The organism is Micromonospora sp. CP22 (assembly GCF_009712475.1).
Taxonomy (GTDB): Bacteria; Actinomycetota; Actinomycetes; order Mycobacteriales; family Micromonosporaceae; genus Micromonospora.
On sequence record NZ_VCJO01000003.1, the window covers coordinates 46,260 to 71,978 of the forward strand.

The window sequence follows — 25,719 nt, forward strand, 5'->3', positions numbered from 1 at the left end:
GAACGCGCTCAGACCGGGATCGACACGCCGACACCGCCTCGGGTGTCCCCGCCGTAGCGCTCGATCTCGGCAGCCAGGTCGAGCCGCCCGATCCTGGTCCGGGCGGCGAGGGCGTTGTCGTCGAGCCGGTCGGCGGGGACCAGCCAGACCACCTCGAACTCCAGCCCGTCCGGGTCCTGGCCGTAGAGGCTTTTCGTGGTGCCGTGGTCGGAGGTGCCGACCAGCGCCCCCGCCCCGGTCAGCCGGCGGGCGGTGGCGGCCAGCTCGTCGAGGGTGTCCACCTCCCAGGCCAGGTGGTAGAGGCCGACGGTCTGCCGACCGGCGGTCGACCGACCGGCGGAGGCACCGATCTCGAAGAGGCCGAGGTCGTGGTCGTTGGTGGAGCCGGGCGCCTGGAGGAAGGCGGCTCGGAAGCCTTCCGGGGTCATCGACACCCGGCGGAAGCCGAGCACGTCGCGGTAGAACGCGACGCTGCGGTCGAGGTCACTGACGTACAGGACGGCGTGGTTGAGACGGTGGATTCCCATGGGCCAAGCGTAGCCCGGTTTAGTTGAGCGTTCAACTAAACCGCTATGATGCTGGTCATGACCCGCTGGCTGACCACGGACGAACAGCGCACCTGGCGGGCGTTCCTGACCGCCTCCCGAGCGCTGATGGACACCCTCGACCGCGAGCTGCAACGTGACGCCGGCATCCCGCACGCCTACTACGAGATCCTGGTACGCCTCTCCGAGGCACCCGACCGTCGCCTGCGGATGAGCGAGTTGGCCGAGGCCAGCGGCTCCTCACGCAGCCGCCTCTCGCACGCGGTGGCCCGGTTGGAGGCGGCCGGCTGGGTGCGTCGCGAGGACTGCCCCACCGACCGGCGCGGCCAGATCGCCCAGCTCACCGAAGAGGGTTTCGCGAAGCTGGCCGCCGCCGCGCCCGGCCATGTCGAGGGCGTACGCCGGCACCTGTTCGACGCGCTCAGCCCGGCTCAGGTGGAGCAGTTACGCCAGATCAGCGAGGTGCTGGCCGAACGACTGAACCGAGCCTGACCAGATCCTGACCGAACCACTCCGGCGCGGGTCTTGTACTAAACGTCGTCGAATGAGCACGATGGGGCGTGCCTTCCGGCTTCGGTGAACTGACTGATCAGGCGCACGACCTGGTCTCCGCCGGCGATCTCGCCGGTGCCCAACGGCTACTCGCCGACGCGCTGACCGGCGCCGACCCGCGCCCGGCCAACGCCACGTCCGAGTTGGCCGAGGCGGCCAGCCTGCACGCCCGGGTGCTGTTCGCACTCGGCGAGCCGCACTCGGCGCGGGGCTGGGCCGCCTACGCGTACGCCGCCAGCTCCCGGCTCTACGGCCGCTCCGATCCGCGTACGGTGGCCGCCGCGGCCACCTTGGCGGCGGTGCTGCACCGGGTGGGCAGTTGGTCGCGGGCGGCACGGCTGTACCAGGAAGTGATCATCGAGCTGACCGCGTCCGACGGACCGGAGTCGCAGCGGGTACTCGCCGTGCACGCCGATCTGGCCACCGTGGAGTACGCCCGAGGCCAGTGTCAGGTCGCCCGCGACCGGCTCCAGGACACCTGGGAGCTGCACCGCGAGGTCTACGGTGACGGGCACCCCAGCGGAATCAAGATGCTGGCCCGACTCGGCTCGATGCAGCGTGACTGCGGTCAGTTCGCCGAGGCGCAGGACAACCTGGCCCTGGCCCGTGAACTGGCCCGCCAGCACCTGTCTCCGGACGATCCGCTGGCCGCCCAGGTGACGGCGCTGGCTCGGGCGGCGGCCAACCCCGATCACGTCTGCGCCGACAACCCACCGGTCAGCACGCAGGACCCGGTCGTACCGTCCGCCCGTACCCCGTCGACCGGCACCACCCCACCCGCGCCGTCCTGGCCGCACCCGCGCGTGCCCGACGACGACCCGACGGCCACGCCCCCGCCCGCTGTGACGGACCTGCCCGACGCATCGGCCGGGACACCCGATCCCGCGACCGGGGCGGATCCGACCCCCTGGCCCGACACCGGCGCGAGCGCCACCCCCGCCTGGCCCGAGACCGCCGCCACCGGCCCTTCGGCCGGCTGGCCGGAGGCGGCCACGGCCGGTACGCAAGCGGCAGCGTCGGAGTGGACGACCCCCGAGACGGGAGCGGCCACGCCACCGCCGGACGGTTGGCCCCCGGCGTGGGCCACGGCAGCGGAGGAACCGCCACGCGGCGAGCCGTCCTGGGCGGCGGAGCCGCAGCAGGACGATCAGCCGTGGTCCTCGTCCCACCCGACCGACCCGCAGGAGCATCCGGCCGAGGGCTACCACCCGAGCCACGGGTATCCCGCCGACTCGTCGGCGGCCGGGGGCACGTCGCCGGTACCCACGCCTCGACAGCCGGTCGACGGCCCGGCCGGACCGCCCGAGGACTGGTGGGCCGCGCCGGACCCGCAGCCCGAGGTGCCACCGGCAGCCGGTGCCGCCGTACCGCCGACCGTGATCGGCCTGACCGGCACGCCACAGGCACCCGGGGTGTACCGGCTGCGCCGGGTCGAGCCGGAACGGCCCGGTCCGCCGTCGCCCCTGCTGCCGGTGCCGGTACGCCGTACCGCCGCACCACCGACCGCCCAGCCGAACCGGCTGGTGCTGATCGTCGCGGCCGGTGTCGCCGTGGTGCTGCTCGGCGCGGCGGCCGTCATCGCCGGGGTGTCCCGGGTGGGCGGCGGCGATCCGACGCCCCCGACGGCGAGCGGCGGCCCGAGCGCACCAGCGGCCTCCGCCACCACCGGCGATGCTCCTCCCCCGTCGCCCGGCGCGGCGCCGACCGGGCTGTCGCTGCGCGACAACCGGGACAGCGTGACGTTGCGGTGGACGTACCCGGCCGGGGCGGAGGGACCGGTGATCGTCTCGGGTGGTCGGGACGGCCAGCCGCAGAACCCCTTCGCGGATCTGCCGGCCGGCAGCGACAGCTTCGTGGTGTACGGCCTCAACCGCAGCCTCGACTACTGCTTCACGGTCGCGGTCGCGTGGTCCGCCGACACCATCGCCCGCTCCGACGAGGTCTGCACCAAGCGGCGCTGACCGTCGAACACGCGCTATCTTTGGCAGTTCAGGCATGAAAAAAGAACGGCTCGAAAGCCGTCCTGAATGCGAATTCCAGCTAAATGGGAGACGGATTGTCAAGGCACTCCGGCGGTTCGCCGTCCGACGACGAGATCGGCCGCGAGCAGGAGTACGTCTCGATGCTCTACCAGCGCCTCGACGACCTGCGTGACCAGGCACAGATTCGGTTGACCGAGCAGCTGCGGGCGACCGGTGGCACGTTGCAGGCCCGGTCACAGCGCGACAGCTCGGTACGCATGTACGCCGAGCAGGTCGAGCAGTTCTCGGCGGTGGAGAATGGTCTCTGCTTCGGCCGCCTGGACACCGACAGTGGCGAACGCCATTACATCGGTCGGATCGGCATCTTCGACAGTGACGGTGATTACGAGCCGTTGCTGATGGACTGGCGTGCCCCGGCCGCCCGCGCCTTCTACCTCGCCACCGCCGCCAACCCGCAGGGCATCCGGCGGCGTCGGCACCTGCGTACCCGGCAGCGGAAGGTGGTCGGCCTCAACGACGAGGTGCTCGACCTGGCCACCGCCTCCCCCACCGCCCACGAGGAGCTGACCGGGGAGGCGTCCCTGCTGGCCGCGCTCAACGCCGGACGGACCGGCCGGATGCGCGACATCGTGGAGACCATCCAGGCCGAGCAGGACCGGATCATCCGGGCCGACCTGCCGGGCGTGCTGGTGGTGCAGGGCGGGCCGGGCACCGGCAAGACCGCGGTGGCGCTGCACCGCGCCGCGTACCTGCTCTACACCCACCGACGGGAGCTGTCGACCCGTGGTGTGCTGCTGGTCGGCCCGAACGTGACGTTCCTGCGCTACATCTCGCAGGTGTTGCCCGCGCTGGCCGAGACGGGCGTGCTGCTGCGGACCCAGGGCGACCTCTTCCCGGGGGTGAGCGCCCGCCGGACCGAGCCCGCCACCACCGCCGCCCTGAAGGGCCGCCTGGCGATGGTGGAGGTGCTGACCAACGCCGTACGCGACCGGCAGCGGGTCCCCGACGTGCCGGTGGAGATCGAACTGCCGCAGCAGGAGGTCCTCACCCTCGACCCGGCGACCGTGCACGCGGCACGCGACCGGGCCCGGCGCAGCGGTCGGCCGCACAATCTGGCCCGCGCCGTCTTCGACATCGAGGTCGTCCACGCGCTGGCCGACCAGGTGGCCGACCGGATCGGCACCGACCCGCTGGGCGGGGAGAACCTGCTCGACGAGGCCGACCGCGCCGAGATCCGCCGCGAACTGCGCGAGGAACCGCAGGTCCGGGCGGTACTGGACGAGTTGTGGCCGGTGCTCACGCCCCAGCGCCTGCTCGCCGACCTGTACGCCGCACCCGAGCGCATCGCCACCGCCGCGCCGATGCTCAGCGACGACGAGCGGGCCGCGCTGCACCGCGAGCCGGGCGGCTGGACTGCGGCCGACGTGCCCCTGCTGGACGAGGCGGCGGAGCTACTCGGTGAGGACGACCGGGCCGCCGCCGCCCGCCGGGAGCGGATCCGCGCCATGCAACGCGAGTACGCGGAGGGCGTGCTGGAGATCGCCCGGGGTTCGCGGTCGATCGACGTGGAGGACGAGGCCGAGGGCGGCGAGATCCTCGGCGTGACCGACCTGCTCGACGCCGACCGGCTGCTGGAACGGCAGGAGGAGGCGGACCGGCTCACCACCGCGCAACGCGCGGCGGCCGACCGTGGTTGGGCCTTCGGGCATGTGATCGTCGACGAGGCGCAGGAGTTGTCGCCGATGGCCTGGCGGCTGCTGATGCGCCGCTGCCCGAGCCGGTCGATGACCATCGTGGGTGACGTGGCGCAGACCGGAGCGCTGGCCGGCACACCGTCCTGGGCGGAGGCGCTGGCACCGTACGTGGCGGATCGGTGGCGGCTGACCGAGCTGACCGTCAGTTACCGCACCCCGGCCGAGATCATGGAGGTCGCCGCCGACGTGCTGGCCGAGATCGATCCGGCGCTACGGCCGCCCCGCGCCGTACGCTCCAGCGGTTTCCCGCCGCAGCAGCGCACGGTGCCGGCCGAGTCCCTCGCCCCGGAGCTGGTGGCGGTGACCACGGCCGAGGCGGCGCGGCTGACCGACGGGCGGCTCGGGGTGATCGTCCCGGCCGGTCGGGTCGACGATCTCGGTGCCGCGCTGACCGGGGCCCTGCCCGAGGCGGCCGTCGGTGAGCAGCCGGAGCTGGAGAGCCGGGTGGTGGTGCTGACCGTCGCGGAGGCCAAGGGCCTGGAGTTCGACTCCGTCGTGGTGGTCGACCCCGACCGCATCATCGCGGAGTCCCCCCGAGGCCGCAGCGACCTCTACGTGGCCCTCACCCGAGCCACCCAACGCCTAACCACCCTCACCCCCACCCCCTGATCCACGTTGATCAAGAAGTTTTGGACACTTTGATCTCTCGATTCTGACCAAAACTTCTTGATCAACTGGGTGGGGCGGGTGGGGGCTGGGCCACCTTGCCGGGGTGGCGTTCGGGGTCGCGCGGCACCCGGCGGGAACTCGCCGGACCGGCGGTGCCGCCGGTCGTGGTGATCGCGCCCTGACCGCGGGTCGGGCCGCCGTCGCGCAGCACGGTCGGGTCGATCGGCACGTCGGCCGGGTCGTCCGGATCCTCCCGCTGCAACTCACTCTCCACATCGGTCGGCGGTACGGTCACCTCGTCGAGCGCGCCTTCGCCGTACACGCCGCCGGCGATCCGCTCCTCGGCTCGACGGGCGGCGTCGCGTCGCATCTCGTCCTCACGCACGATCCATCACCTCGCAAGAAGGTCGGTCTCGCTGCGTGCCCGGTGACCAGCACGGCAAACCCGCGCATCGGGCCGCCCGGCACCGTCCGTACCCCCGCCGGGGCCGATCGGGACATCCGGGCCAGCAGGCCCGGTGCGGCACGTACCTGGCCGGTCGGGACATCGACACCCAGACGGGCCTGGTTCGCGACGCACATGACCCGGGTCCCGCCCGCTGGGTGTCGATGTCGCCTCCCGCGTTACCGCCGGAGGTCTCGGCACTGCGGGCCACGCCGACTCGCGGCCCTGGGCTGCGCCCAGTCCCGGGCGGTTTGAAAATCGCGGCATGGGCTGGCGTTACTGCCCTGACGGCAGGGGGTAGACCCAGGGTGCCCCCGCCAAGTACGCGAACCGTGCCGTGGCCGACACGCGGTAGCGGGGCGAGGGTCGCAGGTTACGACTCATCAATCCTGAGGAGGACAGATGAGCACGCAGGCTGCATCTACCAGGCCGACGAACCGCCCGGCGCAGGACGTGCAGAACCGCTCGATGCAGGACACGGCCACCCGTCAGATGCCGATGATGCACGACGGGCACCGGGAGCAGATGCCGGCACCGGGTACCGAGACGAAGCAGTCGTTCCTGACGACGGAGTTCTGGATCTACGCTGCCGCCGTCACCGCCGTGGTCATCGCCGCCTTCTGGCGAGGCACCACCGCGTACGGACTGAATCTGAACAACCCGGGCCAGGCATGGATGTTCATCACCCTGCTGACCCTCGGTTACCTGGGTAGCCGTGGTCTGGCCAAGGCCGGTAGCCCGAAGCGTTCCGGTGAGGAGCGTCGGCGAGGACGGTGACGCCGGCTAGGCGGAGCCGCAACCGGCCCGTGTACGCACGGTGGCCCTTCGGGACTCACTCCCGAAGGGCCACCGTTGTGTCGTACCCGGACGGTGCCTCACCGTGCCCGGCTGCGCCGGTGATGGGCAGGGTGGGCTCTAGAATTCCTCGAAGCCGCCGAAGTCATCGCCGCCGAAGTCGCCACCGAAGTCACCGGCGGCCTCGGCCACCTCCTCCTCGGCCCCCTCGAAGGCGTTACCGATCATGTGCCCGGCGAGCATGCCACCGGCGGCGCCCAGCGCGGCACCGGCCACCACCCCGCCCATGCCGACCCCACCCCGGCGCTGGTGCGGGTGGCCGAACCCATGCGGGGCACCGTAGCCCTGCGGGGCGCCGTAGCCCTGCGGTCCGAACGCCTGGGCGCGCAGGGCCCCGAAGCGGCCGATCGTCTCCTGCAACCAGCCGTCGACCACCTGCACCCAGTCGGAGCGCTCCGCGTCGGTGTGTGGGACCTGGTAACGCCCGAAGACGTCGTGGCCGGGCGTCAGGAAGCCGCCGCGCTTGTCGCACTCCAGCACCACGTCGACGCCGTGCGGGTTGGCCACGAAGGTCACTTCGAGTTCGTTGATGGTCTGCGCGTACTGCGGTGCGGCGAAGAACTCGATCTCCTGGTAGAACGGCAGCGTCTGCTGGACGCCGTAGATCATGCCGCGTTCCAGGTCGGCCTTCTTGAACCGGAACCCGAGCTGGAGGAACGCCTCCAGAATGCGTTCCTGCACCGGCAGCGGATGCACGCTGACCTCGTCCAGATCGCCCTTGTCGACCGCGCGGGCGATCGCCAGCTCGGTACGCAGCCCGAGCGACATGCCGTGCAGACGCTGGCCGTACACCGCGGTGATCGGGGTCTCCCACGGCATCGGCAGCTGGAACGGGATCGACAACGCCTGCTTCGGCGCGAGCTGGAGGGGCCCACTGACCACCTGCCGGTGGAACTCCATCACACCGGCCTGCTCACCGACCTCGACCCGGGCGACCAGACCGATGGCGATGTGTTCGATGTCCGCCTGGGCGTCCCCGCCGAGCAGGTTTACCTGACCGTCGAGTGCCAGTCCGGGTCTGGTGTTCGGGTTGGCCAGGACAGTGTCCACACTGGGACCGCCCACGCCCAACGCGCTCAACATCTTCTTGAAGACCATTCGGTACTCCTGCGGGGTCTGGTGCCCGAACTCCATTGTGGGAGCGGACGGGGACCGATGCACCTTATCGAGCGGGGCTGTGAGGTGGCTGAAAACGCACCGTTGCGGCGTCGTGTCGCTGTGGATGCGCGCGGCTGCCGTCTTGGTTGTCCGGCACGCCTACCGAGCCGGAGCCGGCCGGTCGACGACCTCCGGAGCCGGCTCGACGACGGCCCGCCGGAGGCCGAAAGAGATCACCGGAGGCCGACGGAGGCTCACGGCGGCGCCGGCCGTGTGTGGCCGGGCCCGTGCGGGCCCGGCCACCGGCGGCGCGGTTCAGCTCGCGGTGCAGGACACCGTGGGAGCCGGGTTGGTGCCGTTCCAGCTGCCGAGGAAACCGAAGGTGGTGCTGGCCCCGGCGCCGAGACGGCCGTTGTAGTCGACGTTGCGGGCGGTCACGGTGGATCCGCTGCTGGTGACGGTGGCGTTCCAGGACTGGGTCACCGTCTGGCCGTTGGCGTACGTCCAGCGCACCGTCCAACCGTCGATGGCGCTGGTGCCCGCGGTCACCTGGACCTCGCCCTGGAAACCGCCCTGCCACTCGTTGCTGATCGAGTAGGTCGCCGTGCACCCAGCGCTCGGCGGCGGGCTCGACGGCGGCGGGGAGGAGGGCGGTGGGCTTGACGGGGGTGGGCTTGACGGGGGCGGGCTTGACGGGGGCGGCGAGGTCGGCGGGGTCGAGTCGTAGACGCTGGCCTGCCGCGAGGTCTGCCGGATGCCGTTGGTGCCGTTGAACAACCGCTCGCCCCAACTGGTCAGCTGGTTCGGGTTGAAGTTGGTGGCCATGTCGAGGTACTCCACCCCCCCGCTGTTGCCACTCCACGACCAGCCCAACCAGCCGATCCCGTTGGCCTGGGTGTAGGAGAGGATGGCGTCCTCGTCGGGGTCGCCGTCGGAGTGGTAGTGCCCGAACTCGCCGACCACGATGGGCAGGTTCCGGCTGCGGAAGCGACCCAGGTAGTCACTGATCTCCGCGGCGGTGTCGAAGACGCCGTACATGTGGACCGAGAAGACCGTGTTGCGGGCCGGGTCGGCGTCGAACACCGTCGGCGCGTTGTCGCGCATGGTGAAGGACCAGTCCTGGCCCCAGTTCGGAGCGTCCACCATGATGGTGTGCGCGATGCCGCCGTCGCGCAGCCGACGGATCGCGTTCGAGGTGTCGGTGGCCCACGACGAGTAGTTCTGGTTGCCGTACGGCTCGTTGCCGATGTTGACGATCACGTACGCTTCCTGGCCGTCGAGCGCGCTGGCGATGCTGAGCCAGTAGTCCACCGCGCGGTCCAACGTGATAGCCCCGCTCTGCTCGCCGTACCCGGTGGTGTCGTGCACCTCCAGCACGCAGATCAGCCGTTGGGCCTTGCAGAGCCCGATCACGTTGGACACGTCGGCGGCGCTGTTGCGGGTCCACCGGTCGCCGCTGGAGAGCACGACCCGTACGGAGTTGGCGCCGAGGGCTTTGACGTCGGCGAAGGAACTGGTCTGGTTCACGTACCAGGTGTGCGCGTGGTTGACCCCGCGCATGATGAACTCGTTGCCGTTGGCGTCGTAGAGCCGGCCGTTGCTGACCGTGAAACCGGCGGCGGCGTGAGCCGAGGGCCCGAAGGCGAAGACTGCGGCGACGGTCGCCAACAGGATGGCGCCAACGGCCGCGAACAGTTTTCTCATGCATTCCTCGCAGGAGATGTCTCCCCCGTGCCCAGGGGGTGCGGTGAGTGACAGGTGAGCGGCTCCAGCCCGACAGCCGCGTCCAGGCCCGACGAGGCATCAGCGTATGCCGATGGAATATCGAAAGCAACCGGTTCAGTGAGCGGGCCACCAGCAACGACCGAGTCCCTACGGGAGCGGACATTCCCGCCAGAGAATGCCAACCGCGCAGACACCTGAACCGGTTCAGACAGCGGTCGGCGCGGGCCGGACAGACCGTCAAGCCGGTCAGCAGGGTTGACCGGTGCGGCCCGGGGTATCCGGAAATGATCCGCCCAGGCCCGGTGAGGAGAGGTCAATGGTCAACATCGGCTACACCCTGCTGTGCGAGCAGGCAGGCCCGAAGGAACTCGTCGACTACGCCGTACGGGCCGAGGCGGCCGGCTTCGACCATCTCGTCACGTCTGACCACTACTACCCCTGGCTGGAGTCACAGGGCCACTCACCGTACGCCTGGTCGGTGTTGGGCGCGGTCGCGCACGCCACCTCCCGCGCGGCGCTGATGTCCTTCGTGACCTGCCCGATCCGCCGCTACCACCCGGCGGTGGTGGCGCAGAAGGCGGCCACGATCGGGGTGCTCTCCGACGGTCGGTTCACCCTCGGCCTCGGTGCCGGTGAGAACCTCAACGAGCACGTCGTGGGCGGCTGGCCACACGTGCAGCAGCGCCACGAGATGTTCGAGGAGGCGTTGCAGATCATCCGTCCGCTGCTGAACGGGGAGACGTTGACCTTCTCCGGCAACCACTTCGACGTGCCGGACGCCTACGTCTGGGACCGGCCGGACACGCCGGTGCCGATGGCGGTGGCCGCCTCCGGCCGGCAGTCGGTGACGCTGGCCGCCGAGTACGCCGACGGCCTGATCGCCACCGAGCCGGTGCCCCACCTGGTCGAGATGTACGAGCAGGCCGCCGGCACCGGCCGCCCCCGGTACGGTCAGGTGGCCGTCTGCTACGGCCCGGACGAGGCCGAGTGTCGCCGGATCGCCCACGACCAGTTCCGCTGGTTCGGGATGGGCTGGAAGGTCAACACCGACCTGCCCGACACCGACTCCTTCGAGGCGGCCACCCAGGGCGTACGCGAGGAGGACGTGGCGGCCGGGATCGCCTGCGGTCCGGACGTGGAGAAGCACGTCGCGGCGGTCAAGAAGTTCGTCGACGCAGGCTTCACCCACGTGGCACTGATCCAGGTGGGCGGCGACCGCCAGCCGATGTTCCTGGACTGGGCCAGGGAGGAACTGCTGCCCCGACTGCGCGAGCTGTGACCCGCCCGACCCCGACAGGAAGACGAACCCCATGCGCATCGGTAACACGGAGATCCGACCCGCCGGCGGCGGCCTCGGCTGCCTCCTGATGATCCTCTTCTCCATCGTCGCCTCGATCGTCCTAACCCTCCTACTAAACCTCCTCCTCTAACACACCCCCCACCCGACCACCCGTGTTGATCAAGAAGTTTTGGTCACGCCACGCCGTTGCCGATGACCAAAACTTCTTGATCAACGCGAAGGGGTGAGGGGGGTGAGGGGGAAGTCGGCTTGGAGGGGGTGGTGGTCGGAGGCGTGGGCGGTGTCGGGGGTACGGATAACTGATACGTGCGGGTGGAGGGTGGCCAGCTTCGGGGTGGCTAGCAGGTAGTCCAGGCGCATGTCGGCGAACTCGGCGCCACCGTGGGCGGTCGGCACCGTGGGCCCGGCACTCACCCCGAGATCCACCAGCCCGGCCGCGAGCAGCCGGGCCACCGCCCGGGTCTCCACCGTCCGCCCGTCACGGCGCAGATGCCGACGCCGGTACGCGGGCGGAAGCCGACCCACCCGGTCGGCGTGCCCGGCGTACGGGTCGAGGGTGTTCAGGTCACCGGCGAGCAGCGCCAGGTCGTCCCGGCTGCGGCGCAGGGCGGCGGCCGCCCACCGCGCCTCGACCAGCCGACGGGTGCCCGAGTACGGGTAGAGGTGGGTGCCGAGCACCGTCAACGGACCGGCGTCGGTGCCCACCACCACCCGTTGGGCCGCGTGGTGGAACGGCCGGCGTACCGGCGCGGCGGCCAGCACCGGCCATGCCGGAGCGACCAGCAGCGCGACCGGCTGCCCCAGCCAGGAACGGGCCAGGTACGGCCGGAGTCCGACACTGGCGGCGAACCCCGCGACGTCGAGACCACCCAACTCCTGCAACGCGAGCAGGTCCGGCCGCTGGCGCGCGATGACCCGGGCCACCAGCGCGCGCCGATCCGGACCGCCCCGGTCCCGGCCGCCGGTGCGGATGTTCCAGGTCATCACCCTCAGCACGGCAGGCTCAGCCCGGCTGACCGGCCCGGGCCAACTCGTCGTCGAGGGTGTCCACGTCCTCGGACTCGATGGCCGGTTGGTTGCCCTGCCGCACGTCCTCGTTGGGGCGCACCACCCAGTACAACAGCCCGATCCACAGCGCGGTGAGCAGGATCGCGCCCATGAAGTCGGTCGGGTGGTGCATGCCCCGGTACATCCGGGAGATCGCCACCCCGACCGGCATCACCACGGCGAGCGCCACGAAGACCCACCGCCACCACCGGTCGGTGCGGACGAAGACGATGACGGCGATCGCCACCCACAGGCAGAGGGTGGCCGCGATGTGCCCGGACGGGAACGACGACGTCGGCATCGGACCGTCCAGGTTCTCCACCGGCGGGCGCGGCCGGTCCACCGCCGCCGCGCTGGCGAGGAAGAGGGTCAGCTCGCCGAACATGGTCAACGTCACGAAGAGCACCGGGCGCCACCGTCGCCAGATCGCCAGCACCAGCGGGCAGAAGACCATCGAGATGAGCAGGATGGCGTGGGTGTCCCCGACCTTGCTCCACCACCAGCTCAGCTCGTCGAGCGAGGCGGTGCGATGGTCGGCGAACCAGGCGGGCACGGTCTCGTCGAGGCGGGCGAAGAAGGTGCTGTCGGCGTGGTAACTGACGAACATCCCGAACCCGTAGAGGGCCCCGAACACCAGCACCCAGCCGACGATGATCTCGGCGATTCCGGCGCGGGCGTGCGGCAGCAGCTTCTCCTCGTCCGGGGCGGGCGCCACCTCGTGCCCGACCTCCGGCTCCAGCCCGTCGGTCAGCGGCGCCGCGGGCCGCCCCCGCTCCAGCCGCCACAACCGGAAGGCGTACGCGGTGACGCCCAGCCAGGCCGCGCCGAGCAGCCAGGCACCGAGCACATCGGAGAGGAAGTGCACGCCGAGCGCGACCCGGGTGAACCCGATCAACAGGACGACGGTGGCGGTCAGGGCCACCGCCGGGCGACGCCAGCGGGCAGCCATCGCCGGCAGGAACACCAGCAGCAGCGCGCCGTAGGCCACCATCGATCCGAGGGCGTGACCGCTGGGGAAGCTCTGTCCCGCGTACTCGCCGATCGGCACGTCCACCTCGGGACGCAACCGGTCGACGAGCGTCTTGAGCGCGAGGTCGAGGATCACCGCGCCCGCGCCGGTGACGAGCAGGAACACCGCGAGGCGACCCTGCCGACGGATCAGCAACCCGACCACGGCGACGGTCACCAGCCAGATGATGACCGGACGTCCACCGAGATCGGTGATGGCGTTGAGCACCGTCACCAGCGGGCTGATCGGCGCCACCTGGTCGTTGAGCCACCGCGCCACACCGTGGTCCACGTCGTACAACGGCGACCATCGCACCCGGACCAGCACCAGCAGCAACCCGAAGCCGACCCCGGCACCGAGCACGAGCGCCAGACCGGCGAGCGTACGTTCGGTGAAGTGCCCGACGGGTCGTCGCAGTACGTCCCTGACCGCGCCCACGGCAGCCTCCTTCGCTTCTGGCGTGGCGCAGTACCCGGTACGCCGCTGCCGTACACCCGGCGCGGATCAGAGCGAGGTCATCTCGCCGGTGTCGTGCAGCGCGGACCGCTGAGCGCTCGGCTCCCACAGGTCCGGCTTGGCCGGCTCCTGCACACCGATGCGTACCGCCTCCAGTTGCGCCGCGAAGGAGAGCCCGCCGAACAGCGCGACGCCGGTGAGGTTGGCCCACAGCAGCAGCGCCATGATCCCGGCCAACGCGCCGTAGGTCTGTCCGAAGTCCTCGCTGAAGCGTACGTAGCCGGCGAGCAGCAGGCTGGCCAGCCACCACAGGGCCGTGGCGATGCCGGCGCCGAACAGCAGCCAGGACAGGCCGGGCTGGTGGCGGCGCGGCGCATGGCGGAACAGCACCGCGACAGCGAGCACCGTCAGACCCAGACTGAGCGGCCAACGCACCAGGTCCCACAGCAGGCTGGCGACGTCGCCCCAGGCGTAGTGGCGTTCCACCGAGTCGCCCATCGGTCCACCCCCGACCAGGATGAGGAACCCGGCGAGTGCCGGAAGACCGGCGGTCACCGCGAGCACCGCCGCCCGCAGGTACTTCCGACCGGCCGGGCGGTCCCGTTCGACGCCGTAGATGCGATTGGCGCCCCGCTCGATCTGGGCCATGGTGCTGGTCAACGCCACCAGGCCGGTGATGAGGCCGAGGGTGAGCGCCACCTCGCCGGCCCGCTCGACCCGTTCGGCGCCCGCGTCGTCGCCGTCCCGGAGCAGGTCGGCGACGACCTGTTCACTCGTCCCGGGGGTCAACGCCAGCACGGTGTCCGCGACCACCTCGCCGCCCTCGGCCACACCCAGTTCGGAGATGAGCCCGGTGAGGGCGATCAGGAAGGGCACCACGGCGAGGCAGAGCTGGAACGCGAAGGCGCGGGAGTGACTGAACCCGTCGCCGTACCGGAAGCGGGTGAAGGCGTCGCGCAGCAGGTGCCAGCCGCCCTCCCGGCGCAGCGTCTGCCACGCGTGGTCGGCGCAGAGTTGCTCGTCGGACATCAGCCGGGTCTCCGGCACCATCCGGGTGCTGCTCATGGTGCGGCCCCTTCACCGGCGGCCGGCGGGCCCACCGGCCCGTGGCGCGCTCACCTCGTTCCCGCGGCGGGCTCGGGGCTCACCCCTCGCCTCCGCCCTGCTCGGCCAGGCGTTCACCCCGCTCGGCGGCGGCCGTGGCGTCCTCGGCCAGGTCGGGTGCCTGCGCCGGTCGCGGAACGCACAGCCACAACGCCCGGCGGCGGATCTGCACCCGTAGTTCGCGGCCCGGCGCGATGAGGTCGCCGTCCAGTTCCCGGGGCTGGTTCCGGTTACTGGTTATCTCCACCCGGCGGGCGCGGTACACCTCCATCCGGGGCACCCGGTCACGGCGGCGCAGCACCGCCCAGCCGAGGGAGACCCAGTGCCGCAGCGTGCGCGGGGTCAGCACGGCGACGTCGAGGTAGCCGTCGTCGGGCTCCGCCTCGGTCAGCAGGGTCAACCCGCCCTGCAGCCGACCGACGTTGGCGACCAGCACCGAGCGGACGCGACGGCGCAACGGCGGTTGGTCGTCCAGTCGGATCGACACCCGCATCGGGCGATCCCGCAGGTGTCGCGTCGCTCCCACCACGTACGCCGGCCAGCCGATCCGCCGCTTGGTCGTCTCACTGGTGGCGTCGAGCATCTGGGCGTCGAAGCCCATGCCGGCCATTACCGCGAAGTGTTGCCCGTCCACCTCACCGACGTCGAGCAGGCGTCGGCCACGCTCGACGGCCACCGCCAGCCCGGCGGTCAGGTCGTCGGAGAGGCCCAGGTTGGCCGCGAGCAGGTTGCCGGTGCCCTGGGGCAGCACGGCAAGCGCCGCCTCGGTGCCGACCAGGGCGTCGACGCAGGCCATCACCGTGCCGTCGCCACCGCAGGCGAAGACGACGTCCACCCCGGCGGCGAGCGCCTTCGCGGTCTGGCCCCGACCGGGATCGTCGACGGTTGTCTCGAACCACAGCGGCTCCGGCCAGCCGGCCGCGCCGAGCACGTCACCGACGGTGCGGCGCAACTCGTCGATATCGGCGACCTTGGCCGGGTTGACCACCACCGCGCTCCGCAGCGGATCTTCGTGCCGTCCAGCATCCACGGCGTCAGTGTGCAGCACCGTGCCGTGTCGGGCGACTCGAAGCCGGTGTGCCTCGATTCACCGCACCGACTCCGGCGTCGACGTTTCGGCGGTCGGCCACCCGGGGACGCGTGACGGCACCCCTAACCGCTCAACGGGGGGCGCGCACGCCCGATCGGCCCACTGAGCTGCGGCGATCCGGCCCCCAGGCGGCATCACCCCGACTAGCCTCAGACCCAGGCCGGGTGCCACAGCTGCGGGGGTGATGTCGGATGGCCGCAGCCGACCAGAAGCCGGTGCTCGCCGGTATCGCGCCGCAGGACGCGCTCCCGGTGGCCCGCCTCGCCGCCCGGGCGGCCGCGGCGCACGGACGTCGGCTGCACCTGCTGCACGCGTTCAACTGGGCCGCCTTCGACGAACCGGACATCTCCCACTCCCGCGTCGAGGCCGAACAACTGATCGCCGAGGCGACCGCAGCGATCAACAAGAACGAGCCGAGCGTGCCGGTGACCGCCGAAGTCGTCGAGGGCTCGGCGGTGGAGAACATCCTCCGCAGGTCGTCGTCCGCCTTCCTGGTGACGGTCGGGGACGGCGGCATCGTCCGCTGCGACCGGTGCATCCCGTCCGACAGTCGGGCCGTGCAGGTGGCCGCCCGCGCCGACTGCCCGGTGCTGGTCGCCCGGCGAGAACCACCACCGCCCGGCCCGATCCTGGTCGGGATCGACGGTTCGGCCTCCGCCGAGGTCGCCCTGCAATGGGCGCTCGCCTGTGCCGACCGGCACCAGGCGCGGCTTCTGACGCTCTGGGTGGTCGACTCCGACGGCAGTGTCGAGGACGCCACCGAGCGACTCGACGCGACGGTGACCCGTTACCGGGTCGACCATCCCGACACCGCCGTCGAGTGCCACGTCATCGAGGGTGAGCCGGACGAGGTGTTGGTCGACCAGTCGCGCTCGGCACAGCTGGTGGTGGTTGCCGCCCGAGGCGAGGAGCCGTTGCGCGGGATGCTCGGCGCGGTCAGTCAGACGCTGCTCTACCACGCCCCGTCCCCGGTGATGGTGATCCGCGGCGTGTGCGGCGGTCCGGAGGTGACGGGCCGTGGCACCCGGGTTGACGGGACCAACGGCCCTGATTGAGGTTCGCCGATTCGGCGAAGCTGACAGTGGAAACCGCGCGTTGCGGATGCAGGATTCACCGACCCGCGAGAGGCTCAGGCAGTATGGACACCGCCGTAGACCTGCGAAGCCCCCTGACCGATGACGAACTGCGCCAACTGGACGCCTACTGGCGGGCAGCGAACTACCTCACCGTCGGGCAGATCTACCTGCTGGACAACCCGCTGTTGCGCGAACCGCTGGCCCCGGAGCACGTCAAGCCGCGCCTGCTCGGGCACTGGGGCACCTCCCCCGGGCTGAACCTGATCTACGCCCATCTGAACCGGGTCATCGTGGCGCGGGACCTCAGCGCCATCTACGTCACCGGGCCCGGACACGGTGGACCGGCGCTGGTGGCGAACACCTGGCTGGAGGGCACCTACAGCGAACTCAACCACGACATCGGCCGGGACGAGGCCGGGATGGCCCGATTGTTCCGCCAGTTCTCCTTCCCCGGCGGCATCCCGAGCCATGTCGCGGCGGAGGTGCCGGGTTCCATCCACGAGGGCGGCGAGCTGGGGTACGCCCTCAGCCACGCCTACGGCGCCGCCTTCGACAACCCTGACCTGCTGGTCGCCTGCGTGATCGGAGACGGCGAGGCGGAGACCGGCCCACTGGCCGGCAGCTGGTTGTCCAACGTGTTCCTCAACCCGGCCCGCGACGGAGCGGTGCTGCCCATCCTGCACCTCAACGGATACAAGATCGCCAACCCGACGGTGCTGGACCGCATCCCCGAGTCCGACCTGCTCGACCTGATGCGGGGCCAGGGCTACCAGCCGTACGTGGTGGCCGGTGACGACCCGACGGTGGTGCACCAGCGGCTGGCCGCCACCCTGGACCGGGCGCTCGACGAGATCGCCGGGATCCAGCGCCGCGCCCGCTCCGGCGCGACCGTCGAACGCCCGCGTTGGCCGATGATCGTCCTGCGTACTCCGAAGGGCTGGACCGGGCCCCGCGACGTCGACGGCAAGCCGGTCGAGGGCACCTACCGGGCACACCAGGTGCCGTTGTCCCAGGTCCGCAGCAACCCGGACCACCTGGCCGAGCTGGAACGGTGGATGCGCAGCTACCGTCCGCAGGAGCTGTTCGACGCCACCGGCGCGCCCGTGGCCGAGCTGGCCGACCTGCCGCCCAAGGGAACCCGGCGGATGAGCGCCAACCCGGTCGCCAACGGCGGCGTCCTGCTGCGCGACCTGACCCTGCCCGACTTCCGTGACTACGCCGTGGAGGTGCCCCGCCCCGGTGCGACGGTCACCAGCGCCACCGGCGAACTCGGCAAGTGGGTCCGGGACGTGATCAGCGCCAACCCGCAGACGTTCCGACTGTTCGGGCCGGACGAGGTCGCCTCCAACCGGCTCCAGGCCGCCTTCGAGGTCACCGACCGGGCCTGGGTGGCCGGCACGGTCGACGGCGACGACCACCTCTCCCCCGACGGGCGGGTCATGGAGGTCCTCTCCGAGCACCTGTGCCAGGGTTGGTTGGAGGGCTACCTGCTGACCGGTCGGCACGGCATCTTCACCAGCTACGAGGCGTTCATCCACATCGTGGACTCGATGGTCAACCAGCACGCCAAGTGGTTGAAGGTCACCCGGGGCATTCCCTGGCGGCAGCCGGTCGCGTCGCTGAACTACCTGCTCTCCAGCCACGTCTGGCGGCAGGACCACAACGGGTTCTCACACCAGGACCCGGGCTTCATCGACCACGTGATGAACAAGAAGGCCGAGGTGGTGCGGGTCTACCTGCCGCCGGACGCCAACACGCTGCTGTCCACCATGGACCACTGCCTGCGCAGCCGGCACTACATCAACGTGGTGGTGGCCGGCAAGCAGCCCGCGCCCAGCTGGCTGGACATGGACGAGGCCATCGCGCACTGCCGTCGCGGGGTGGGCATCTGGGACTGGGCCAGCACCGACCGGGGCAGCGAGCCGGACGTGGTGCTCGCCTGCGCGGGCGACGTGCCGACGCTGGAGACCCTCGCCGCGGCGGACCTGCTGCACCAGCACCTTCCCGACCTCAAGGTACGGGTGATCAACATCGTCGACCTGATGCGGCTTCAGCCGGACTCCGAGCACCCGCACGGCCTGCCGGACTCGGAGTTCGACACCCTGTTCACCCGTGACAAGCCGATCATCTTCGCCTACCACGGCTACCCGTGGCTGATCCACCGGCTCACCTACCGGCGGACCAACCACCACAACCTCCACGTCCGTGGCTACAAGGAGGAGGGCACCACCACCACGCCGTTCGACATGGTGATGCTCAACGACCTGGACCGGTTCCACCTCGTGATCGACGTGATCGACCGGGTGCCGGGGCTGGCCGCCCGTGCCGCGCACCTGCGGCAGGAGATGACCGACGCCCGCCAGGCCGCCCGCGACTACACCCGCCGGTTCGGTGAGGACGACCCCCGGGTGGCCGAGTGGCGCTGGGTCCGCGAGACCGATCCGACCGACCGGTGAGGAGGTGCCCGTGATGGGTGAACACAGCACCGTACCGTCGAACCACGCGGAGATCCTGGTGGGCTACGACGGCTCGCCCGACGCCACGGCGGCGCTGGACTGGGCGCTAGCTCAGTCCCGCCGCGACGGTCGGCCGATCCGGCTGGCGTACGTCTTCGAATGGCTGACCGTGGCCGGCTGGGTCGGCCCGGGCGTGACGCCGGGGATCTGGCCCGACGCGCAGGCCCGCCGGCAGGTCGAGGAGTTGGTCGGCAAGGCCGCGGCGGACGCCGCCGCCGCGCACCCGGGCCTGGACGTACGCGGTGAGGTGCTGGACGGCCCACCCGCCCTGATGCTGGAGGAGGCGTCGAGGCAGGCCGGCCTGCTGGTGCTGGGCAGCCGGGGGCACGGCGGCTTCGCCGGCCTGCTCGCCGGTTCGACCGCCGTCGCCGTCACCGCACACGCGCACTGCCCGGTGGTGGTGGTCCGTGGCCGCCCAACCGAGGGCGACCGGGCCGGGCACGTCGCGGTCGGCGTGGACGGCTCGGAGCATTCCCTGCTGGCCCTCGGCTTCGCCTTCGAACAGGCGGCCCTGCACCGGGTGCCGCTGCACGTGGTCCGGGCCTGGCAGCCCCGACGTGACCAGTGGAACCTCGGCGGCGAGCAGGCCCGGGACGCGGCGCTGGCCGAGCACCGCGCCGAGCTGGACGAGGCGCTGCGTCGCTGGCAGGACACCTTCCCCGACGTCGAGGTGACGGTCGAGACGGCGGCTGCGGCACCGGCCGGTCTGCTCGTCGACGCCAGCCGCAACGCCCGCCTGATCGTGGTCGGCACCCGAGGGCGCGGTGGGCTGCGCGGCATGTTGCTCGGCTCGGTCAGCCAACAACTCATCCAGCACGCCCACTGTCCGGTGGCGGTGGTCCGGGAACGCTGACACCACGCGGACCACGCGGGTCAGGTCGACCCGCGTGGTCCGGCACCGAGTGCGCGTAACGCGTTGAGGATCACCAGCACGTCGATGCCCTCCTGGACGAACGCGCCCACCACGGGCGGTAGCTGCCCGGCCGCCGCGAAGCCCATCGCCAGCAACGCCAGACCCATGCCCACGGTGGCGCTCTGCACCGCGATCCGGCGGGCATACCGGGCCACCTCGACCGCGTCGGCCAGCGGGTCGAGGCGGTCCACGCTCAACACGGCGTCGGCGACATCGGCCGAGGCGGTAGCTCCCGTCGTGCCCATCGCCACACCGACGCTCGCCTCCGCCAGTGCCGGGGCGTCGTTCACCCCGTCGCCGACCATCACCGTCACCGCGTGGTCCGCCTCGGCACGGACCCGGCCCGCCTTCTCCTGCGGGGTGCACCGGGCCAGCACGTCGTCGACGCCCACCGCAGCGGCGACCCGGCGGGCGTCCTCGGGCCGGTCCCCGGTGACCATCACGATCCTGGTGAGCCCGGCGGCACGCAGCCGGTCCACGGTCCGGCGGGCGTCGGGGCGTACCGGATCCTCCAGTAGGACCACGCCGAGCAGCCCGTGCTCGTCGGCCACCCAGGCCGACGACTGTCCCGCCGATTCGGCCCGGCGGCGGGCCCGCTCGGCCCAGCCGGGCAGCTCGCCGTGGAACTGCCCGACCCGGACCTGTCGGCCGTCCACCCGCCCGCTGACCCCCCGGCCCGGCTCCTCGGTCATCTCCGTCGGGGTGACCAGGCGCAAACCACGGTCGGCGGCGGAGCGCACCAACGCCGCCGCGAGCACGTGCGGGGACAACTGTTCCACCGAGGCGGCCAGCCGCAGCACCTCCTCGGGGTCGTCGCCGGGCGCCACGACGGTGTCGACGACCCGGGGACGCCCGGCGGTGAGCGTGCCGGTCTTGTCCACCAGCAAGGTCCGTGCCCGCCCCAGGACCTCCAGCGAGCCGCCGTCGCGCACCAGCACCCCGCGCCGGGCCACCCGGGACAGCCCGGAGACGATGGCGATCGGGGTGGCCAGCAGCAACGGGCACGGGGTCGCCACCACCAGCACCGCCACCGCCCGCAGGAACTCGCCGGAGGCCAGCCAGCCCACCCCGGCCAGCACCAGCGTGAACGGCACGAAGGCGGCGGCGTAGCGATCGGCCAGCCGCACCATCGGCGCCTTGCGGGCCGTCGCCTCCTCGGCCAACCGCACGATCCCGGCGTACGTGCTGTGCTCGGCGTTCGCGACCGCCCGCAGCCCGAAGGCGGCCCCGGCGTTGACCACACCGCTGCTCAGCCGTTCCCCGGCTGCCCGCTCGACGAGCCGGGACTCCCCGGTGACCACCGACTCGTCGAGCGTCGCGGCGGTTTCGGTGACACCGTCGACGGCGACCACGTCACCCGGGCCGACCAGCAGCCGGTCCCCGACCGTCACCTGGTCCACCGGCACCACCTCGACGCCGCCGTCGGGGCTGCGCCGTCGTGCGGTACGCGGTGCCCGCTCCAGCAGCGCCCGCAGGTCACGGGTCGCCCGACGCTGTGCGTACGCCTCCAGGCTCCGACCGGTGGCCAGCATCACGGCGACCACCGCGCCCGCCAGGTACTCGCCGACCACCAGCGCGCCGCCCAGCGCCAGCACGGCGATCACGTCCACGCCGAACTGCCGTCGCAGCAGCTCGCGCAGCACCGACCCGGCGGCGGGCAGCAACGCGGCGAGGGTCGCCACCGCCCACCCGGCGTCGGCGACGCCCGGGTATCCGGCCAGTCGTGCCACCGCACCCGTCGCCACCAGCAGCGTGAGTGCGGTCAGCGGAGTCCACAGCCACCAGCTCCGACGCCGCGAACCGTCGGTCCCGGGCCGGGCCGGTTGCGCCGGCAGGCACTCGTTGGCGTCTCGCTTTCCCACCTACGGATCGTCCCAACACGTGGGGTGTCCCGTCGGGTGGTCCGGCTCAGAAGTCGCCGGCGCAGGTCCCGCCCGTTCGGGGCAGGCGGGTCGTGCGGGCCGGCGACCGATGCAGCAGGATGAACCAGACCGTACCCACGGCCGTACCGAAGTGCGGCACCATGGCAGAGACGGAAAGGTCGTGAGGATGATCCACCAGACGCCGGCTACCCACCGCCCGCTGACCACCGCCCTCGCGGAGGCCGCCGCGATGGCCGGTCACGCGCCGTCGGTACACAACAGTCAGCCGTGGCGCTGGCGCGTGCTGCCCGACGCGTTGGAGTTGCGGGTGGCGCCGGACGACCGGCTGGCCGCCACCGACCCGCATGGGGAGCTGGTCACCCTCAGCTGCGGTGCGGCACTGCACCACGCCCGGCTGGCGCTGGCCGCCGAGGGTTGGACGACCAGTGTGCAGCGGATGCCCGACCCGGGCGACCCGGACCTGCTCGCCCGGCTCACCGAGCCACGGGCCACCGGGGCCGACCCGGACGCGATGCGGTCGGTGCAGTGCATGCAGGTACGCCACACCGACCGGCGGCCGGTCAGTGACGAGCAGGTCCCCGCCGAGGCGTTGAACAGCATCGTGTCGGCTGCCGGCCGGGAGGGTGCCCGGCTGGAGATCCTCGACCGCGATCAGGTGCTGCACCTGGCGGCATCCGCGTCCCGCGCCGCCACGATCGAGGCGGACGACTCCGGGCTGCGGGAGGAGTTGGAGTACTGGACGAGCCGCTCGGGCGGCACCGGGCTCACCCCGGAGGTGCTGCCGGAACAGCCCGCACAGACCACCGTGCCGGGTCGGGACTTCGGCCGTCCCGGCACCCTGCCGGTCGGGCCGGGGCACGACCAGGCGGCGTCCTACGGGGTGCTCTACGGCGACGAGGACGAGCCGGTCGCCTGGCTCCGCGCCGGTGAGGCGCTGTCGGCCGCCTGGCTGACCGCCACCCGGCTGGGGGTCTCGGTGGTGCCGCTCAGTGGCGTGGTGGAGGTGAGCACCACCCGGCAGACCCTACGCGGGGTGCTCTCCGGGCTCGGCTACCCGTACCTCGTCCTGCGCCTCGGGATCGCCGACCCGGACCACGCCGGTCCGCCGCACACCCCGCGACTGCCTCGCGAGCAGGTGGTGGACACCTCCGCCGTCACCGGCGACGCCGGATAAACCACACCGGGACGTTTCCGTATCACCGGGCCCCGGCTAGCATCGCCGGGTGACCGTCGGCGCGCCCAACCCCCGGAACGAGCCTCCGTCGCTCGGCCTCAGCCCGCTGTCCCGGGTCCGCCTGGACGAGCTACTCCAGGAGATGCTGGACCGGGTCGGCGAGGTGGTGACCAGCCGGGAACGGTTACGGGCGCTGCTCGACGCGGTCGTCGGCATCGGCACCGATCTGGATCTGCGCAGCACCCTTACGCGCATCGTGCAGGCGGCCTGTGACCTGGCCGGCGCCCGCTACGGCGCGCTCGGGGTGATCGGCTCCGACCGGATGCTGCACGACTTCATCACCCACGGCATCTCCCCCGAGCTGCACGCCAAGATCGGTGACCTGCCGCACGGCCGGGGCGTGCTCGGCCTACTCATCGACGATCCGAAGCCGTTGCGGATGCCGGACATCACCCAGCATCCGAACTCCTACGGCTTCCCGCCGCACCATCCGCCGATGCACACCTTCCTCGGCGTGCCGGTCCGCATCCGCGACCAGGTCTTCGGCAACCTCTACCTCGCCGAGAAACAGGGCGGGACCGAGTTCACCGACGACGACGAGGAGATCGTCGTGGCGCTCGCCGGGGCGGCCGGGGTGGCGATCGAGAACGCCCGGCTGTACGCGCTGGCCCACCGCCGGGAACGCTGGCTCTCCGCCACCGCGGAGATCACCTCGCTGCTGCTCGGTGAGGTACGCCGCACCGACGCGCTGACCTTGGTGGCGCGCCGTGCCCGGGAGGTCGCCGAGGCCGAGTTGGCCCTCGTGCTGATCTACGACGAGGAGGCGGACCATTTCACCGTGGAGGTCGTCGACGGTGTCGGCGCCCAGCCCCGCGCGTTGGTCGGCACGGTGCTGCCAGCGGCCGACACCAGCTTCGCCGCTCCGGTGGCCCAGGGGCGACACGACCTGGTGGAGGACCTGGCCCATGCCGCGCCGTGGCCGGCGGTGCTGCGCACCGGGCCGGCGGTGATCTCGCCGCTGGCCACCGCCGACACCCTGCACGGTGCGCTGGTGATCGCGCACCGCGTCGACCACAGCGGTGTCTCCGACGACGACATGACCCTGCTGGGCAGCTTCGCCAACCAGGCCGCGCTGGCCATGGAACGTGCCCGGGGCCAGGAGGAACGCGAGCAGTTGGTGGTCCTTGAGGACCGCGAGCGGATTGCCCGGGACCTGCACGACGTGGTGATCCAGCGGCTGTTCGCCACCGGCCTGCAACTACAGAGCGCGGTGCCGCTGGCGGCGCGCTCGGAGGTGGCCAAGCGGATCAACGCCGCGGTCGACGACCTGGACACCACGATCAAGGACATCCGCCGCACCATCTTCGAGCTGCGTACCCCGATGAGCGCGGCGTTGCGCACCGAGATCCGCGAGGCGGTGGAGGCCGCCGCCGAGTTGCTGGGCTTCCGGCCCAGGCTGGAGTTGACCGGGCCGATCGACAGCGCGGTGCCGGACGAGGTCCACCCCGAACTCAGCGCCGTGCTCCGCGAGGCGCTGTCCAACGCGGTACGCCACGCCCAGGCCACCACGGTGTCGGTGGCGGTACGCGTCGACGCCGCCCAGGTCACCGTCACCGTCACCGACGACGGGGTGGGATGCGACCCGGCCGCCGCCCGGGGCGGGTTGGTGAACCTGCGTGAGCGCGCCGAACGACACGGGGGCACCTTCGAGGTACGCGCTGCCGAACCGCACGGCACCGAACTGCTCTGGTCGATCCCACTGCCCGCCTGAGCGCGCTGCGGGCCGGGGCCGTCCTTGCCCGGTGGACGGGTCAGCGGGTCTTGCCGAGCAGTCGGGTGGCCAGCACCGCAGCCTGGGTACGCCGCTCCAGGCCGAGCTTGGCCAACACACTGGAGACGTAGTTCTTCACCGTCTTCTCGGCCAGGAACATCTGGCCGGCGATCTCCCGGTTGGTCAGCCCTTCGGCGACGTACTCCAGGATCCGCCGTTCCTGCTCGGTGAGGGACTGCAACTCGCGGGGCTGTTCCACCCCGCTGCGGATGCGGTCGAGCACGCGGGTGGTGATCGCCGGGTCGAGCAGCGACTGACCGGCCGCCACCCGGCGTACCGCGTCGACCAGGTCGGTGCCGCGGATCTGCTTGAGCACGTACCCGGAGGCACCGGCCATGATCGCCGCGAACAGCGCCTCGTCGTCCTCGTACGAGGTGAGGATCAGTCCCTTGATCGTGGAGTCCACGGCCCGGACGTCCCGGCACACGTCGATGCCGTTGCCGTCGGGCAGCCGGGCGTCGAGGATCGCCACGTCGGGACGCAACGCCGGGATCCGGCGGGCCGCCTCCTGGGCCGAGCCGGACTCGCCGATGACCTCTATGTCACCGCTGGCGTGCAGCAGGTCGGCGAGACCACGACGTACGACCTCGTGGTCGTCAAGCAGGAACACCCGGATCATCCTCCCTTTCTACCCGCCTCCGCCCACCCACCGCACGGGCCAAAGGTCCCAACCCACCCGGCTTCGGGGCTGCGCCGGGCCCCCGATCCGGCCGCATTTCCTTGATCAACGCGCCCGGTGTGGGCGGGGTGGCCTG

At 71.7% G+C, this 25,719-nt stretch carries 19 protein-coding genes and 1 pseudogene; 10 read left to right on the forward strand and 10 right to left on the reverse strand.

The window, feature by feature from the left end:
* Positions 1–8 precede the first annotated feature (8 nt).
* Entirely contained in the window at positions 9–527 is a 519-nt protein-coding gene (locus FF096_RS06180; protein WP_155215469.1) for a VOC family protein, read from the reverse strand.
* A 48-nt stretch (positions 528–575) separates the two neighbouring features.
* Here FF096_RS06180 and FF096_RS06185 point away from each other — a divergent pair, with 48 nt between their 5' ends.
* The 3 genes from FF096_RS06185 to FF096_RS06195 all read left to right on the forward strand — a co-directional run bounded on the left by FF096_RS06185 (position 576) and on the right by FF096_RS06195 (position 5,442).
* Positions 576–1,037 carry a MarR family winged helix-turn-helix transcriptional regulator gene (locus FF096_RS06185; protein ID WP_155215470.1) on the forward strand — a complete coding sequence of 154 codons (462 nt, stop codon included), beginning with the start codon at positions 576–578 and terminating at the stop codon, positions 1,035–1,037.
* Positions 1,038–1,105: 68 nt separating this feature from the next.
* Complete coding sequence (locus tag FF096_RS06190; RefSeq protein ID WP_309222783.1) at positions 1,106–3,058, forward strand: tetratricopeptide repeat protein; 1,953 nt, start codon at positions 1,106–1,108, stop codon at positions 3,056–3,058.
* 83 nt (positions 3,059–3,141) lie between these two features.
* The gene (locus FF096_RS06195; RefSeq protein ID WP_155215471.1) at positions 3,142–5,442 is read left to right on the forward strand and encodes an ATP-binding domain-containing protein; all 2,301 of its coding nucleotides are present in this window, start codon (positions 3,142–3,144) and stop codon (positions 5,440–5,442) included.
* A gap of 88 nt (positions 5,443–5,530) precedes the next feature.
* Here the strand turns inward: FF096_RS06195 and FF096_RS06200 are convergent.
* Positions 5,531–5,812, reverse strand: a pseudogene (locus tag FF096_RS06200) (hypothetical protein); the annotation flags it as partial.
* Between the two features lie 477 nt (positions 5,813–6,289).
* Here FF096_RS06200 and FF096_RS06205 point away from each other — a divergent pair.
* The gene (locus tag FF096_RS06205; protein ID WP_155215472.1) at positions 6,290–6,664 is read left to right on the forward strand and encodes a hypothetical protein; all 375 of its coding nucleotides are present in this window, start codon (positions 6,290–6,292) and stop codon (positions 6,662–6,664) included.
* 138 nt (positions 6,665–6,802) lie between these two features.
* On the opposite strand, the gene FF096_RS06210 is transcribed toward FF096_RS06205, so the two are convergent.
* A complete protein-coding gene (locus FF096_RS06210) occupies positions 6,803–7,840 on the reverse strand; it encodes a sporulation protein (RefSeq protein WP_155215986.1) in 1,038 nt (345 codons plus the stop codon).
* A gap of 315 nt (positions 7,841–8,155) precedes the next feature.
* Positions 8,156–9,544: a cellulase family glycosylhydrolase gene (locus FF096_RS06215; RefSeq protein ID WP_155215473.1), complete on the reverse strand. Its 1,389-nt coding sequence runs from the start codon at positions 9,542–9,544 to the stop codon at positions 8,156–8,158.
* A 337-nt stretch (positions 9,545–9,881) separates the two neighbouring features.
* Between FF096_RS06215 and FF096_RS06220 the strand changes: the two genes are divergently transcribed.
* Entirely contained in the window at positions 9,882–10,844 is a 963-nt protein-coding gene (locus tag FF096_RS06220; RefSeq protein WP_155215474.1) for a TIGR03557 family F420-dependent LLM class oxidoreductase, read from the forward strand.
* Positions 10,845–11,075: 231 nt separating this feature from the next.
* Here FF096_RS06220 and FF096_RS06225 read toward each other — a convergent pair whose 3' ends face one another.
* The 4 genes from FF096_RS06225 to FF096_RS06240 form a co-directional block, all read right to left on the reverse strand.
* Positions 11,076–11,861 carry an endonuclease/exonuclease/phosphatase family protein gene (locus FF096_RS06225; RefSeq protein WP_309222784.1) on the reverse strand — a complete coding sequence of 262 codons (786 nt, stop codon included), beginning with the start codon at positions 11,859–11,861 and terminating at the stop codon, positions 11,076–11,078.
* Between the two features lie 7 nt (positions 11,862–11,868).
* Entirely contained in the window at positions 11,869–13,359 is a 1,491-nt protein-coding gene (locus FF096_RS06230; protein WP_309222785.1) for a phosphatase PAP2 family protein, read from the reverse strand.
* 66 nt (positions 13,360–13,425) lie between these two features.
* A complete protein-coding gene (locus FF096_RS06235) occupies positions 13,426–14,442 on the reverse strand; it encodes a YihY/virulence factor BrkB family protein (RefSeq protein WP_155215475.1) in 1,017 nt (338 codons plus the stop codon).
* 79 nt (positions 14,443–14,521) lie between these two features.
* On the reverse strand, positions 14,522–15,511 hold the full coding sequence (locus FF096_RS06240) for a diacylglycerol kinase family protein (protein WP_309222786.1): 990 nt from the start codon (positions 15,509–15,511) through the stop codon (positions 14,522–14,524).
* A 251-nt stretch (positions 15,512–15,762) separates the two neighbouring features.
* Here FF096_RS06240 and FF096_RS06245 point away from each other — a divergent pair, with 251 nt between their 5' ends.
* The 3 genes from FF096_RS06245 (at position 15,763) to FF096_RS06255 (ending at position 20,016) form a co-directional block, all read left to right on the forward strand.
* Entirely contained in the window at positions 15,763–16,626 is an 864-nt protein-coding gene (locus FF096_RS06245; protein ID WP_155215476.1) for a universal stress protein, read from the forward strand.
* A gap of 83 nt (positions 16,627–16,709) precedes the next feature.
* Complete coding sequence (locus tag FF096_RS06250; protein ID WP_155215477.1) at positions 16,710–19,103, forward strand: phosphoketolase; 2,394 nt, start codon at positions 16,710–16,712, stop codon at positions 19,101–19,103.
* Between the two features lie 13 nt (positions 19,104–19,116).
* Positions 19,117–20,016, forward strand: a complete 900-nt coding sequence (locus FF096_RS06255) for a universal stress protein (RefSeq protein ID WP_155215478.1) — start codon at positions 19,117–19,119, stop codon at positions 20,014–20,016.
* A 20-nt stretch (positions 20,017–20,036) separates the two neighbouring features.
* Here FF096_RS06255 and FF096_RS06260 read toward each other — a convergent pair whose 3' ends face one another.
* On the reverse strand, positions 20,037–21,938 hold the full coding sequence (locus FF096_RS06260; RefSeq protein WP_375335299.1) for a heavy metal translocating P-type ATPase: 1,902 nt from the start codon (positions 21,936–21,938) through the stop codon (positions 20,037–20,039).
* 187 nt (positions 21,939–22,125) lie between these two features.
* Between FF096_RS06260 and FF096_RS06265 the strand changes: the two genes are divergently transcribed.
* Both FF096_RS06265 and FF096_RS06270 read left to right on the forward strand, forming a co-directional pair.
* The gene (locus FF096_RS06265; RefSeq protein ID WP_155215479.1) at positions 22,126–23,133 is read left to right on the forward strand and encodes an Acg family FMN-binding oxidoreductase; all 1,008 of its coding nucleotides are present in this window, start codon (positions 22,126–22,128) and stop codon (positions 23,131–23,133) included.
* 142 nt (positions 23,134–23,275) lie between these two features.
* A complete protein-coding gene (locus FF096_RS06270; RefSeq protein WP_230462364.1) occupies positions 23,276–24,904 on the forward strand; it encodes a GAF domain-containing sensor histidine kinase in 1,629 nt (542 codons plus the stop codon).
* A 40-nt stretch (positions 24,905–24,944) separates the two neighbouring features.
* Here FF096_RS06270 and FF096_RS06275 read toward each other — a convergent pair whose 3' ends face one another.
* Positions 24,945–25,583 (reverse strand): response regulator transcription factor, encoded by a 639-nt coding sequence (locus FF096_RS06275; protein WP_155215480.1) that lies wholly within the window; start codon positions 25,581–25,583, stop codon positions 24,945–24,947.
* Positions 25,584–25,719 lie beyond the last annotated feature (136 nt).

What these genes read in the sequence shown, in the direction of transcription:
- FF096_RS06195 (WP_155215471.1), top strand. Translation starts at nt 3,142, where the DNA reads ATGGGAGACGGATTGTCAAGGCACTCCGGCGGTTCGCCGTCCGACGAC.
- FF096_RS06180 (WP_155215469.1), bottom strand. Translation starts at nt 527, where the DNA reads ATGGGAATCCACCGTCTCAACCACGCCGTCCTGTACGTCAGTGACCTC.
- FF096_RS06185 (WP_155215470.1), top strand. Translation starts at nt 576, where the DNA reads ATGCTGGTCATGACCCGCTGGCTGACCACGGACGAACAGCGCACCTGG.
- FF096_RS06250 (WP_155215477.1), top strand. Translation starts at nt 16,710, where the DNA reads ATGGACACCGCCGTAGACCTGCGAAGCCCCCTGACCGATGACGAACTG.
- FF096_RS06215 (WP_155215473.1), bottom strand. Translation starts at nt 9,544, where the DNA reads ATGAGAAAACTGTTCGCGGCCGTTGGCGCCATCCTGTTGGCGACCGTC.
- FF096_RS06265 (WP_155215479.1), top strand. Translation starts at nt 22,126, where the DNA reads ATGATCCACCAGACGCCGGCTACCCACCGCCCGCTGACCACCGCCCTC.
- FF096_RS06245 (WP_155215476.1), top strand. Translation starts at nt 15,763, where the DNA reads ATGGCCGCAGCCGACCAGAAGCCGGTGCTCGCCGGTATCGCGCCGCAG.
- FF096_RS06220 (WP_155215474.1), top strand. Translation starts at nt 9,882, where the DNA reads ATGGTCAACATCGGCTACACCCTGCTGTGCGAGCAGGCAGGCCCGAAG.
- FF096_RS06235 (WP_155215475.1), bottom strand. Translation starts at nt 14,442, where the DNA reads ATGAGCAGCACCCGGATGGTGCCGGAGACCCGGCTGATGTCCGACGAG.
- FF096_RS06210 (WP_155215986.1), bottom strand. Translation starts at nt 7,840, where the DNA reads ATGGTCTTCAAGAAGATGTTGAGCGCGTTGGGCGTGGGCGGTCCCAGT.
- FF096_RS06205 (WP_155215472.1), top strand. Translation starts at nt 6,290, where the DNA reads ATGAGCACGCAGGCTGCATCTACCAGGCCGACGAACCGCCCGGCGCAG.
- FF096_RS06255 (WP_155215478.1), top strand. Translation starts at nt 19,117, where the DNA reads ATGGGTGAACACAGCACCGTACCGTCGAACCACGCGGAGATCCTGGTG.
- FF096_RS06275 (WP_155215480.1), bottom strand. Translation starts at nt 25,583, where the DNA reads ATGATCCGGGTGTTCCTGCTTGACGACCACGAGGTCGTACGTCGTGGT.
- FF096_RS06270 (WP_230462364.1), top strand. Translation starts at nt 23,276, where the DNA reads ATGCTGGACCGGGTCGGCGAGGTGGTGACCAGCCGGGAACGGTTACGG.